The sequence below is a fragment of the Microbacterium sp. SWDP-B6 genome (assembly GCF_059803615.1).
The window spans coordinates 215,361-227,722 of the sequence record NZ_JAPFGV010000006.1 but is presented as its reverse complement, the minus strand read 5'-3'; the positions used below and the strand labels follow the sequence as shown (position 1 = coordinate 227,722).

At 68.0% G+C, this 12,362-nt stretch carries 10 protein-coding genes and 1 tRNA gene; 1 reads left to right on the top strand and 10 read right to left on the bottom strand.

What is annotated here, in order from left to right; all coding sequences use genetic code 11:
- Positions 1 to 142 precede the first annotated feature (142 nt).
- Both OPU70_RS10660 and OPU70_RS10655 read right to left on the bottom strand, forming a co-directional pair.
- Positions 143 to 799: a GntR family transcriptional regulator gene (locus OPU70_RS10660; protein WP_498557724.1), complete on the bottom strand. Its 657-nt coding sequence runs from the start codon at positions 797 to 799 to the stop codon at positions 143 to 145.
- Positions 800 to 969: 170 nt separating this feature from the next.
- Positions 970 to 2,010, bottom strand: a complete 1,041-nt coding sequence (locus OPU70_RS10655; protein WP_498557723.1) for an aldo/keto reductase — start codon at positions 2,008 to 2,010, stop codon at positions 970 to 972.
- A 248-nt stretch (positions 2,011 to 2,258) separates the two neighbouring features.
- Here OPU70_RS10655 and OPU70_RS10650 point away from each other — a divergent pair, with 248 nt between their 5' ends.
- Complete coding sequence (locus tag OPU70_RS10650) at positions 2,259 to 4,856, top strand: excinuclease ABC subunit UvrA (protein ID WP_498557722.1); 2,598 nt, start codon at positions 2,259 to 2,261, stop codon at positions 4,854 to 4,856.
- 55 nt (positions 4,857 to 4,911) lie between these two features.
- On the opposite strand, the gene OPU70_RS10645 is transcribed toward OPU70_RS10650, so the two are convergent.
- The 8 genes from OPU70_RS10645 to OPU70_RS10610 form a co-directional block, all read right to left on the bottom strand.
- A tRNA-Ser gene (locus OPU70_RS10645) sits at positions 4,912 to 5,000 on the bottom strand.
- Positions 5,001 to 5,193: 193 nt separating this feature from the next.
- The gene (locus OPU70_RS10640) at positions 5,194 to 6,201 is read right to left on the bottom strand and encodes a LacI family DNA-binding transcriptional regulator (RefSeq protein WP_079112236.1); all 1,008 of its coding nucleotides are present in this window, start codon (positions 6,199 to 6,201) and stop codon (positions 5,194 to 5,196) included.
- A 43-nt stretch (positions 6,202 to 6,244) separates the two neighbouring features.
- Positions 6,245 to 6,922 (bottom strand): hypothetical protein, encoded by a 678-nt coding sequence (locus OPU70_RS10635; RefSeq protein WP_498557721.1) that lies wholly within the window; start codon positions 6,920 to 6,922, stop codon positions 6,245 to 6,247.
- Positions 6,923 to 6,924: 2 nt separating this feature from the next.
- Positions 6,925 to 7,818 (bottom strand): carbohydrate ABC transporter permease, encoded by an 894-nt coding sequence (locus OPU70_RS10630; protein WP_042537055.1) that lies wholly within the window; start codon positions 7,816 to 7,818, stop codon positions 6,925 to 6,927.
- Complete coding sequence (locus tag OPU70_RS10625) at positions 7,815 to 8,816, bottom strand: carbohydrate ABC transporter permease (RefSeq protein WP_042537052.1); 1,002 nt, start codon at positions 8,814 to 8,816, stop codon at positions 7,815 to 7,817. Before OPU70_RS10625 ends, OPU70_RS10630 begins: the two co-directional genes overlap by 4 nt.
- A 67-nt stretch (positions 8,817 to 8,883) precedes the next feature.
- On the bottom strand, positions 8,884 to 10,179 hold the full coding sequence (locus OPU70_RS10620; RefSeq protein ID WP_498557720.1) for an ABC transporter substrate-binding protein: 1,296 nt from the start codon (positions 10,177 to 10,179) through the stop codon (positions 8,884 to 8,886).
- Between the two features lie 163 nt (positions 10,180 to 10,342).
- The gene (locus OPU70_RS10615) at positions 10,343 to 11,269 is read right to left on the bottom strand and encodes a glycoside hydrolase family protein (protein ID WP_498557719.1); all 927 of its coding nucleotides are present in this window, start codon (positions 11,267 to 11,269) and stop codon (positions 10,343 to 10,345) included.
- On the bottom strand, positions 11,266 to 12,357 hold the full coding sequence (locus OPU70_RS10610) for a Gfo/Idh/MocA family protein (RefSeq protein ID WP_455904270.1): 1,092 nt from the start codon (positions 12,355 to 12,357) through the stop codon (positions 11,266 to 11,268). The genes OPU70_RS10615 and OPU70_RS10610 overlap by 4 nt, the downstream gene beginning before the upstream one ends.
- Positions 12,358 to 12,362 lie beyond the last annotated feature (5 nt).

Sequence of the window (12,362 nt, the reverse complement as noted above, 5' to 3'; positions counted from 1 at the left end):
GCTCGCCGCCGAGGAGATGATTCCGGTTCCACCGATGAACAACACCTTCGTCGCAGCCATGCATCGACTCTATCGACGGGTCAGGCAGGGGGCTCCGAACCGCTGAGGTCATGCTCCCTTGATCTCCGCAACGAGCCGCGGATCAGACGAGGTGCTCGAAGAGGGCGCGAACGGCTGTCTCGACGGCATCCGGGTCGCCCGCGCGCATCGCGTGCGCGGCGGCTTCGGCCGCGACGGATCGCGCCTGAGCCACACCGTCACCGCGGCTGATCCCGGAGAACTGCAGGGCGCACTGGGCCAGGATCGTTGCCTCGACGAGATGGATCGCCTGGCGAGGATGCTCGATGAGGTCGGTCACGGCAGTGAGGAACCCGATGACTGCCGCGTTGCGGCTGGTGTCCCCGACGGCGCCGCCGATCTCTTCGACGTGGACCGCGAGTTCTGAGCGCACGCCCTCGGCGGTGGTCGGCAGTGCCTTCTTGAGCGCTGTGCCGGCGAGCACCCCGGCATAGCTGAGGGCGGCGCAGGAATCGGCCGCGGAGAAATCGGCGACCTTGGTGTAGCGGGCGGGAGTGACCTCGACCAATCCGATGTCGCGGAGCCGGATGATCGCTTCGCGGATCGGGTTCAGCGACATGTGCAGCTCCTGAGCGAAGCGTGCGGTGTCGAGCCGGTCACCGGACACGTACTCGCCCCGGAGAATCGCCGCGAGGATGTGCTGGAAAGCGAGTTCGGGCAGCGGAACAGGGCTGCGATGACTCCACTGGTGCGTCCGTAGCTCGACGTGGGCGATGGTCATCTGAGGCTCCTCGGGATCCGTTGCGGACGCCCCCGTTCGCAGGGGCGTCCACTAACCAGACCCGCTGGCGCACGGAATATTACGCGACGGCGTCAGAAAGGTCCGAGAAGCCCCGCCTGACCGCGCGTCCGGGGCAGCACGCCACCACGGAATCCCGATCGCTGCACTGTTCAGACCACGCTGGTGCCGGGTTCTGCGGCGAACTCCTCGAGAGCGGCGATGACGTCATCCGACAGCTCGACCTGGCTCGCAGCCACCGCGTCGTCGATCTGGCCGGTGCGCGAGGCTCCGATGATCGCGGTCGTCACCACGGGGTCGCGCAGCACCCACGCGACGGCGAGCTGCGGGATCGATAGACCCGCCTCCTTCGCGACGCGATCGATGCCGCGGATGCGCTCGAGGTAGCTGTCGGTGAGGGCCGATCCGTCGAGGAAGTGGCTGTTGGCCGCGCGCGAGTCGGCGGGGACGTCGCCGTCGATGTACTTGCCGGTGAGCAGACCCTGAGCGAGCGGCGAGAAGACCGCACTGCCGACCTTCAGCCCGCGCAACGCCGGGAACAGCTCGGCCTCGGGAGTGCGGTCGAACAGCGAGTACCGGGGCTGGTGCAGCAGCAGCTTCATTCCCTGGTCCGCCAGCAGCTCATAGGCCTGCCGAGCGAGATCCGCCGGGTAGTTCGAGATGCCGACGTAGAGCGCCTTCCCGCTGCGAACGATGTCGACGAGCGCCGTCACCGTCTCCTCGAGCGGCGTCTCGGAGTCGGGGCGGTGCGAGTAGAACACGTCGACATAGTCGGTGTTCATGCGCTGCAGGCTCTGCTCGAGGGAGCGCGTGAGGTATTTGCGCGAGCCGCCGTCGCCGAACGGGCCCGGCCACATGTCGTACCCCGCCTTGGTCGTGACGAACAGCTCGTCGCGATAGCGGCCCAGGCCGCTGTCGAGCACGGCGCCGAACGTCGACTCGGCCGATCCGTAGGGCGGACCGTAGTTGTTGGCGAGGTCGATGTGCACGACCCCGCGGTCGAAGGCGTGCAGGACGATCTCGCGCTGGCTGTCGAACGAGCGATCGCGTCCGAAGTTCTGCCAGAGGCCCAGCGACACCTTGGGCAGCTGGATGCCGCTCGCGCCCGCGCGCTGGAACGGCACGTCGGTGTAGCGGGTGGACGCGGCCTCGTAGGCGTGCGTCAGGCGGGGGTCATCAGCGGCGATGGGCATGGACGATGCTCCTCTGCAGGCGGGGGAAGGTCTCCAGGATAGCGTTTTCTGGCGGTCGACCGAGGGCATGGACTGCGGTCGCCGGCGCCATCCGGGATGCCTCCGTCGGACTCGGCTGATCGGCCCGCCTTCCCGATCGACCGACCGCTGTCAAGCACCCCCGCGAAGTCGACGGGCGGGGTAGCGTGGCGCAGAGACGGCGATCGCCGCATCCACCCCCGCTCTTCGCGGGAGACGAGAAGAGGTCCATGATGGGCAGGACCCCACCGTCGAAGCGCTCGGGCACGTCGAACTCCATCGTCGTGACCGGCGCACGTGTGCACAATCTTCGCGATGTCGACGTCGCGATCCCTCGTGACGCCCTCGTCGCCTTCACGGGCGTCTCGGGCTCGGGCAAGAGCTCGCTGGCGTTCGGCACGCTGTACGCCGAAGCCCAGCGTCGGTACTTCGAATCGGTGGCGCCCTATGCGCGGCGCCTGATGAGCCAGGTCGACATCCCCGATGTCGATGCCATCGAGGGGCTGCCCCCTGCCGTCGCCCTCCCCCAGCAGCGCACCGCCGGCAGCGCCCGATCGACCGTCGGCAGCGCCACGTCCATCGGCAACGTCGTGCGCATGCTGTACTCGCGCGTCGGGACCTACCCGCCTGGCGCCGACCCGCTGTTCGCCGAGGACTTCTCCGCGAACACCGTGCAGGGCGCCTGCCCGCGGTGCCACGGAATCGGGCAGGTGTATGACGTGCCCCTGCACCTCATGGTGCCCGACGAGTCGCTGACGATCCGCGACCGTGCTCTCGATGCCTGGCCCCGGGCGTGGCACGGCAAGCAGCTCATCGACAGCCTGATCTCCCTCGGCTACGACATCGACATCCCGTGGCGCGATCTGCCGGAGGAACAGCGTGAGTGGGTGCTGTACACCGAGGAGTCCCCGCAGGTGCCGGTGTTCACCGACCGCGGCCCGGCGCAGGTGCGCAAGGCCGTCACCGCCGGCATCGAGCCGTCGTACATGAGCACGTTCGTCGGGGTGAAGCAGTACGTGCTCAACACCTTCGCCCACTCGAAGAGCGCGAAGATGCGCGAGAAGGCGGCGGGCTTCATGGTCAGCGTCCGCTGTCCGATGTGCGAGGGACGCCGGCTGAAGCCCGAGGCGCTCGCCGTGACGTTCGCCGGTCTCGACATCACACAGATGGCCGCGCTGCCGCTGGCCGACCTCTCGGCTCTCCTCGAGACGGCCCTCAACCCGTCCGACGGCGGTTCGGCCGCCGAATCCGACAGCGAAGCGCTCGCGCCCGAGAAGCAGCTCGCCGCGCAGCGTCTGGTCGACGAGCTGCGCGACAGGGTCTCTCCGATCATCGAGCTCGGTCTGGGATACCTCTCGCTGGATCGGTCGACTCCCACCCTCTCGTCTGGGGAGCTGCAGCGCATGCGCCTCGCGACCCAGGTGCTCTCGCAGCTGTTCGGGGTCATGTTCGTGCTCGACGAGCCGTCTGCCGGGCTGCATCCCGCCGACGGCGAAGCGCTCGTGCGCATCCTCCGCTCGCTCAGGGACTCGGGCAACACGGTCTTCTTCGTCGAGCACTCCCTCGATGTGATCCGGCATGCGGACTGGATCGTCGACATCGGCCCCGGCGCGGGAGCCACAGGCGGCGAGATCGTCTACTCGGGTCCGATCGACGGGCTCCGCGAGGCCGAGCATTCCCAGACTCGGCGCTACCTGTTCGCCGATGCCTCGGGCGCCGAACAGCAGACGCCGAAGGCGGACCCTCGCGAGCCCGACGGCGAACTCGTGCTCACCGATGTCTCACGGAACAACCTCCGCAGCGTCTCGGTGTCGATCCCCCTGGGCTGTCTCACCGCCGTCACCGGCGTCTCCGGATCGGGCAAGACGTCTCTCGTCACCCAGGCCCTGCCCGATCTGCTGCAGAAGAGCCTCTCCAGCGAGGTGGACGGCTCGACGATCGACACGTCGAGAGACGAGCGGAGCGTCGCGACAGCCGATCCGCTGTTCTCCTCGCCGACGGCGGAGACGGCGGGGCGCGCGTCCGGTCCCGCCGGCCGCGTGCGCCGGGTCGTGCAGGTCAGCCAGAAGCCGATCGGCCGCACGTCACGGTCGAACGTGGCGACTTACACGGGGCTCTTCGACCGCGTCCGGGCTCTGTTCGCCGCGACTCCGGAAGCACGCCGACGGCGGTACGCCGCGAGCCGGTTCTCGTTCAATCTGCCGAGCGGACGATGCCCCACCTGCAAGGGCGAGGGAACGGTGGAGGTGGAGCTGCTCTTCCTCCCCACCGTCCATGCTCCCTGCAGCACGTGCGGCGGCACCCGCTACAACCCGGACACCCTCGAGATCGAACTCCACGGGCACACCATCGCCGACGTGCTCGCCCTGAGCGTGAACGACGCGCGTGTTCTCTTCGCCGACGATGCCGACGTCGCTCGACACCTCGACGCCCTTCTCGACGTGGGACTGGGGTATCTGCCGCTGGGTCAGTCGGCGACCGAACTCTCCGGCGGCGAGGCGCAGCGAGTGAAGCTGGCGTCCGAGCTGCGGCGTGCCCAGCACGGCGACACCCTCTACCTGCTCGACGAGCCCACCTCGGGACTGCATCCGTCGGACACCGATCGGCTGCTCGTGCATCTTCAGCATCTGGTGGACGCCGGCAACACGGTCGTCATGGTCGAGCACGACATGCGCGTGGTCGCCCAGGCCGACTGGGTGATCGACATGGGCCCCGGCGCAGGAGACCTCGGAGGCACGGTCGTGGCGCAGGGGACCCCGGGCTCGATCGCCTCGGCGAGCGGGAGCACGACGGCGTCGTACCTTGCGGCCGCCCTCGCAGCACGGTGATTCCGGACCACGTGCCTGAAACAGAAAATCCCCGCGTGAGCGGGGATTTCTACTGCGGAGACGAGGGGATTTGAACCCCTGGTCCCCGTGAGGGGACTCCACCTTAGCAGGGTGGTGCACTCGGCCGGACTATGCGACGTCTCCAGGCATCCGCTCCGTGAAGATCGGATGCACCTTGCAAGCATAACGGGTTACCGCGGCAGTCACGAATCGCCGTACCGATCGTTGAGCGAGGCCCGCGAAGCGGCCCGAGACGAAACGTGGCAGGTTCCGCAGAACGGGTCGCGACGTTTCGTCTCAGTCGACTTCGTCGTCTTCGCTCAACGACCGGGTCGCGTCAGGCTGCGCCGGAGCTCGACTCCCGCACCACGAGTTCGGGCTGGAACCGCACGCGGCGGTCGTGCTCGACCCCGTCGAGCTCTTTCAACAGCAGGTCGACCCCGGTCCAGCCGAGCAGCCTGGCCGGCTGGCGCACCGAGCTCAGCGGCACGACGGTGGCGGAGGCGAAGTCGATGTCGTCATATCCGACCATCGCGATGTCGTGGGGCACGCGGATGCCGGAGCCGAAGCTGAAAGCCTGCAGCAGCCCGACGGCGAGCAGGTCGTTAGCGGCGAAGACGGCATCCGGACGCGACTCTGCCGGACGCGCCGCGATCGCTTCGCCCGCCGCCCGCCCCTGGAGAACGGAGAGAGCGGACTGCTCGACGATCTCGAGCGTCACATCGGGGTGGGCCGCGACCGCCGCCTGCACTCCGCGAAGACGATCGGCGACCTGCTGCACCGATTGCGGCCCGCCGACGAAGGCCAGACGACGACGCCCGGATGCGAGCAGGTGCTCGGCCGCGAGACGACCACCCTCGACGTCGTCGACGGAGACCGACGGAAGAACCCCCTCCTCCACCTCACGGTCGACGAGGATCACCGGCATCCCCCCGGCGGCGAAACGATGCACGGCCGAGAGATCCTCGGAGGCGGGGGTCAGCAGCACGCCGTTGACCCGCTGCTCCTGGAAGAGCTCGAGATGCGCCAGCTGACGCTCGTCTCGTTCATCGCTGTTGCCGAGCAGCACGGTCATTCCGGCATCCGCTGCTCTGTCTTCCGCTCCCCTGACCACCTCGGCGAAGAACGGGTTGCCGATATCGGGCACCACGAGGCCGATGCTGCGGCTGCGACCGGCGCGCAACTGCCTGGCAGCGTCGTTGCGCACGAAGCCGAGCTCCTGGATCGCCCGCTGCACGCGTTCGACCGTCTTGGCTGACACGCGCTCCGGCTGATTGAGGACATTCGAGACGGTGCCGACCGAGACGCCGGCCGCAGCCGCGACGTCCTTCACCCCTACCGCCATCGCATGCCTCCGTCTGTTCGCGCGTGCGCCAACGACTACCTTCTCATTCCGTGCGGTGCACTCCGCGCCTGCGACGCGCGGGCACGGCGACGACGGCGAGCGCCGCACAGCCGATCCCGGCGATGAACAGCGGCGCGAGCGCCCAGGTCACGACGCCGGTGAAGACCGCGGCGGCCGCGATGTAGGCGGCGCCTGCGGCATCCGCTCGGATGGCTGCCGGCACCTCGCGGACCGCTGCGCGCCACCCCTGCTGAGGAGACCAGGCACCCGCGGCCATCAGGATCGCGACGGCGAGAACGAGAAGCCCGGCCCAGCCGACGACCGCGATGACCTCGCCCCCGGGCAAGGCACCAGACCCGGCCAGCACGACGTCGAGCGTGAGCACTCCCGCGATCAGCGCGGCCGGAACACCGACCACGAGCGAGGGCAGGATGCCGGCACGCACGTCATCCCAGAAGAGGCCTGCCCGCGAGTCCTCCGCGGCGACGAAGCGACGCAGATGACGGATGCCGGCGGCGAGCGCGATCGGCAGGGTGACGACGCCGAGGGCCACGACGGTCATCATCAGACCGATCGTGAGCACCTCGCCGAACAGACCGAACTTGGCGGTCGCCCCGGGGTTGACGCCCGGTTCGATGCCGGCGACCGTCGGGCCGGCGCCCGAGCGCGCCTCGCGCTTCGCCGCTCGGTGCTCCCGGCGGTCTCCGCTGATGACCGACATGGCTATCCCTTCAGACCCTGCGTCGCCACACCGTCGACGAGGAAGCGCTGGAACACCACGAAGAAGAGCAGCACCGGCAACAGGGCCACGAACGAGGCCGTGACCGTGGCCCCGTAGTCCGACGTCGACGACTGGTCGTTGTACAGACGCAGCGCGATGGGCAGCGGATAGTTCTCGGGGCTCGTCAGGTAGAGCAGCGGCCCGAGGAAGTCGTTCCACGCCCAGATGAACGAGAAGATCGCGCAGGTGATCAGGGCGGGCTTGATCAGCGGCAGGATGATCGCCCAGAAGATCCGGAAGTGACCGGCGCCGTCGATGCGTGCCGCCTCGTCCATGTCGCGCGGCATCTGGCGGATGAACTGCACGAGCAGGAAGACGAAGAACGCCTCGGTGGCCAGGAACTTCGGCAGGATGAGCGGGATGAAGGTGTCGACCCATCCGAGCTGATTGAAGATGATGTACTGCGGGATGATCACGACGTGGAACGGCAGCAGCAGCGTGCCGATCATCGCGGCGAACAGCACCCCGAGACCCTTGAACTGCACCCGGGCGAACGCGTAGGCGGCCAGAGCCGACGAGAGCACGGTGCCGACCACGGCGGATGCCGCGAGGATCAGCGAGTTCAGGAAGAAGCGCCACATCGGCACTCCGGCGATGCCCTCCATGACCTTGCCGTAGTTCTCGATCGTCGGCGCCTGCGGGAACAGACCGGGGTTCTGGCCGAACTCGGAGTTCGGCTTGAACGTCGACAGGAACAGCCACAGCAGCGGGTAGAGCACGACCGCGGTCAGCACGAGAAGGCCGACGAACCAGATGACGGTCTGCCAGGTCTTGCGCTTCACGCGCCGGCGAGGCGAGGGGGCGGATGCCGTGACGACGGCTTCTGTGATGCTCATTTGTCGTCTCCCGAGTAGTGCACCCACGACCGCTGGGTGCGGAACAGGATGAAGGCGATGATCGCGACGACGATCAGCAGGACCCACGCGATCGCTGCCGCGTAGCCCATCTGTCCGTCGGAGAATCCTCGCTTGTACAGGTACACGGTGATGAAGTTCGTCATGCCGGCGGGTCCGCCGGTGCCGTTGGAGATGATGTACGCCGAGGCGAACACCTGGAAGGCGCCGATCAGACCCAGCAGCAGGTTGAAGAACATCACCGGGGAGAGCATCGGGATGGTGACGGCGCGGAAGCGGCGGTAGGCGTTGGCCCCGTCCATCTCGGCCGCCTCGTACAGCTCCTTCGGAATCTGCTTGAGACCGGCGAGGAAGATCACCATCGTGGCCCCGAACTGCCAGACGGCGAGCAGGATCATCATCGGGAGCACGAGGCTCGGGTTTCCGATCCACCCTCCGAGGTCGACGCCGAAGACCTGCAGACCGCTGTCGACCGGACCGTCGGACGAGAACATCGCGCGCCACACGATCGCGACCGACACGGAGCCGCCGATGAGCGACGGAGCGTAGAAGGCCGAGCGGAAGAAGCCGGCGCCCTTGTCGCGATAGTTCAGGAGCATCGCGACGCCGAGCGCCGCGGCGAGGGTGATCGGGGTGCCGATGAACACGTAGACCAGGGTGATCTGCGCCGACTGGATGAAGTTCGGGTCGCTCGTGAAGAGACGGATGTAGTTGTCCAGCCCGATCCACTTGGGCGGCTGGAAGATGTTGTACTTCGTGAAGGAGAGGTACAGAGAGTAGATCATCGGCACGGCGGTCAGGCCGAAGAAGCCGATGAGCCAGGGGGTGAGGAACGCATACCCCGTCGCGGTCTCGCGGCGCAGACGTGCGCGCTGACCCGGTCGTGCCAGTTCCTTCTCGGGGCGTCGGCCGCTGCGCAGCGTTCGTCCTCGTCCGGACTTCTCGTCCGTGACGATCGTCCTCGTCGCCGTCGTGCTCATGACAGCTCCTTCCGAAGTGTGCGGGGTGCGGTGGGCCGGGTGGAGATCACCCGGCCCACCGACGGAATCACTGGTTGAGGACGACGTCCATCTCGGAGAAGAACTGCGTCACGGCCTCGTCGACCGTCGTCGTGCCGAAGTTGAGCTCGGTGCCCAGCACGCGGAACTTCTCCTCGAGGGTGCCGTAGCCGACGATCGGCACGGGCGGGGCGTCGCCGAGGCGGTCGGCGATCGACTCCTCGTAGTCCTTGACGATCTGGCTCATCGGGTCGAGCTCAGCTGCCTCGAGAGCGGTCTCGGAGGCGGGGAGACCACGGTTGGTTCCGAAGATCTCGCCGGACTCGGGCGAGTTGACCAGGAAGTTGACGAGCGTCGCGGCCGCCTCCGGGTGCTCGGTCTTGGCCGAGATCGTGTGCAGCATCGACGGCTTCAGGTAGAGGTCCTTCTCGCCCTCCTTCGTCACGGGCGGGGCGACGAGGCCCAGCTCGGTGTAGCTCTCGCCGAGGTTGGCGAGGTAGCCCGCACCGAAGTTGTCCCACGTCATCTCGCTGGCGTTCTTCGCCGCGTCGAATGCCGTGAGCGGGTTGAGCTCCTCGACGACCTGCTGCGGCACCACGACGCCGTCGCGGATGTCATCGCCGGACTCCCAGAACTTTTTGAGGCGGTCCTCGTCGAAGCCGGGGGTGCCGTCTTCGTCGAACAGGTTCTTGCCCTCGCTGCGCAGCTGCAGCTCGAAGTTCTGGATGCGGCCGGTCCAGTCGGACCCGCCCCAGAACTCGCCTGCGCCCGCCTCGGTGACCTCATCCATCCAGTCGTCGTAATCCTCCCAGTCGCCTCCGGCGAACTCCTCGACACCCGCGGTCTCGAGCAGCGTCGGGTTCGTGAAGACACCCCATGCGTTGGTCGAGGTGGCGATGCCGTAGGTCGTGTCGTCGACCACGCCGATGCTGAGGATGTTCTCGGGCAGCGGGTCGGTCTCGATGACGGATCCGAGGTAGGGCTCGAGGTCGAGCAGCAGTCCGTTCTCGGAGTACTGACGAAGGTAGGAGTAGTCGAACTGCATGACGTCGGGGAGACCGCCACCGGCCGCCTCGGTCTGACGCTTCTCCCAGAACTCCGGGAATCCGAGGAAGGTCGCGTTGACCGTGATGTTCGGGTACTCCTCGTTGAACGCCTCGATCGCCTGGTTGTAGAGGTCGGCGCGGACGTCGTTGCCCCAGAACGCGAGGTCGAGGGTGACCTTCTCGTCGGGGTCGTAGGTGGGCTCGCCCTCAGGGCTGCCGCCGCCGGCGCAGCCGGCGAGTACCAGCGCTGCGCTGGTGGCGACGGCCGCTGCGGCCGCCAGACGCTTCTTGCTGAACATCGTTGTCCTCTCTGGTGAACGTCCTCGTTCGGCAATGCCGCGGAACGCCTGTGTCCATGTGGTGCGGGGAGCGATCTCCATAGTGCGGGGAAAACGCTTACCTGCACGCTAATCCAGATTGAAACGTTTCGCAACCGGCAATTCGCGGCGGCGATTACATCGATTACCGTGGGATCTTCCAGTCTTTCACGACGAGGTTCCCGGCCTCGACCTCGAGACCCAACCGATATACCGCCGCGCGCCTCCGCTCACCCGTCGCGGCGTGCACCGGTGCTGCCTCCGCGGTGGCGAAGAAGTAGAACCAGAGGTCGTCTCCGTGGTGCACCTGAGCGCCGTGATTGCCGTGCCCTCCCCCGGGAGCATGGGCGAGGATGACGGCATCCTCACCACCCTGACGGGCCCACCGGATGCCGTCTTCGGAGCGGTACACGCCCATCCCTCGCCATTCGTCGACGATCATCCACCAGAATCCGCCGAGGTCGAAGACCGCCGGCCCCTCATGGGGACGTCCGCCGATCGCGACGCCGTCGAGACGCCAGTCGTCGAGGTCGACGGATGACGCGACCATCGTGACCGAGTCCGCCGCCTCGTCCTTGTACCAGAGGCGCCACAGTCCGTCGGGGGTGCGCGCGACCGCTGCGTCGATGACCCGATCGCTGCTCAACGCGAGCGGACCGCGTCGTTGCCAACGACGGAGGTCATCTGAGAGGTACTCGACGATCGAGCGCGCGAAACCGGGCCAGCGATCGGGGATGCCGTCGATCTCTGTGAGGTACATGCGCCAGCGCTCACCGTCCCAGACGACCTCGGGCGCCCAGTGGGTGCGGTCGACCTCGCGGGGCGGTGGCCCGGGCACGAGACCGAGGCCGGATGCCGCCGGCTCCAGAGTGCCGTCGTAGCGCCAGTCCACTCCGTCTTCCGAGGTCGCGACGCCGATGCGACTTCCGTGGATCCATGAGACCCCCGGCCCGGCGTCCTCGACGCTCGCCCGGCGCTGTGTGTAGAACATCCACCACAGTCCGTCCGCGTCGATCACGACTCTCGGGTCGGTGACGCCGTCGTAGACGGGGTCGCGATAGAGCTCTCTCATCGGCGCAGATCGGTGACCGGGCTCGCGAAACCGGCGCGGTGGGTGGGGTGTGCGGCCAGGATCTCGGGGGTGATCACGGCGCCGTCAGCCGCGGCCGAAGCGTAGATCCCCGCCACGATCTCGAGCGAACGAGCAGGCGCGTCCGCGGTCGCCGGCAGCGGCCCGCCGTCGAGCAGAGCGTCGAAGACGTCACGCAGCAGCGGCTCGTGATCGCTGCGCTCCTCGGCATCCGGGAATCCCCACCCCTCGGCCTCGGATTCGAAGCCCGGCGCCGCGGTGATCCGCCAGTTCTCGTGACCGTGCCCGTAGACGTGATCGACCGTGATCGTGGCCTTCTGCGTGTCGATGCGGATCGAGCTCGCCTCTCGGGGCGACACCGCACTGGTGATCAGCTGAGCGACCACGCCCCGGTCGAACACGATCGTCGCGGTCGAGACGTCCTCGGTCTCGGTCTCGCGGTCGAGGCGCCAGAGCCTGCCCTGCACCGACGACCAGTCGCCCAGCAGGTGCGCGAGCAGGTCGATCTGATGGATGCCGTGACCGAGCGTCGTGCCACCGCCCTCGGTCGCCCATTTGCCGCGCCACGGCACCGCGAAGTAGTCGGCGTCGCGGAACCAGAGCGTCTGACACACGGCGACCAGGGGGCGTCCGAGCGCGCCGCTCTGCAGCAGCGAGCGCACGTGTGCGGCGGCCGTTCCGGTGCGCTGCTGGAAGACGACCGCAAGCTGTCTGCCGGCGGCATCGGCGGCGGCCCGCATGTCGTCGAGCTCATCGAGCGACGGCGCCGGCGGCTTCTCGACGATCACGTGCGCGCCCGATGCGAAAGCGGCGAGCGACTGCTCGCGGTGCGGAGCCGGCGGCGTGCAGATGAGCACGACGTCGGGCTGCTCGGCGGCGAGCATCTCGTCGAGGTCGCCGTAGGCGGCAGCGATGCCGTATCTGCCGGCGAACTCCTGGGCCTTCTCGAGGCTGAGATCGGCGACGGCGACGAGCTCTGCGCGCGGGTACGCGGCGACGGCGCGGGCGTGCGAGTTGGCCACGGCTCCGGTGCCCACCAGGGCAGCGCGAAGTCTCTTGTCTGACGTCATGGGTC

What these genes read in the sequence shown, in the direction of transcription:
- OPU70_RS10660 (WP_498557724.1), bottom strand. Translation starts at nt 799, where the DNA reads ATGACCATCGCCCACGTCGAGCTACGGACGCACCAGTGGAGTCATCGC.
- OPU70_RS10655 (WP_498557723.1), bottom strand. Translation starts at nt 2,010, where the DNA reads ATGCCCATCGCCGCTGATGACCCCCGCCTGACGCACGCCTACGAGGCC.
- OPU70_RS10650 (WP_498557722.1), top strand. Translation starts at nt 2,259, where the DNA reads ATGATGGGCAGGACCCCACCGTCGAAGCGCTCGGGCACGTCGAACTCC.
- OPU70_RS10640 (WP_079112236.1), bottom strand. Translation starts at nt 6,201, where the DNA reads ATGGCGGTAGGGGTGAAGGACGTCGCGGCTGCGGCCGGCGTCTCGGTC.
- OPU70_RS10635 (WP_498557721.1), bottom strand. Translation starts at nt 6,922, where the DNA reads ATGTCGGTCATCAGCGGAGACCGCCGGGAGCACCGAGCGGCGAAGCGC.
- OPU70_RS10630 (WP_042537055.1), bottom strand. Translation starts at nt 7,818, where the DNA reads ATGAGCATCACAGAAGCCGTCGTCACGGCATCCGCCCCCTCGCCTCGC.
- OPU70_RS10625 (WP_042537052.1), bottom strand. Translation starts at nt 8,816, where the DNA reads ATGAGCACGACGGCGACGAGGACGATCGTCACGGACGAGAAGTCCGGA.
- OPU70_RS10620 (WP_498557720.1), bottom strand. Translation starts at nt 10,179, where the DNA reads ATGTTCAGCAAGAAGCGTCTGGCGGCCGCAGCGGCCGTCGCCACCAGC.
- OPU70_RS10615 (WP_498557719.1), bottom strand. Translation starts at nt 11,269, where the DNA reads ATGAGAGAGCTCTATCGCGACCCCGTCTACGACGGCGTCACCGACCCG.
- OPU70_RS10610 (WP_455904270.1), bottom strand. Translation starts at nt 12,357, where the DNA reads ATGACGTCAGACAAGAGACTTCGCGCTGCCCTGGTGGGCACCGGAGCC.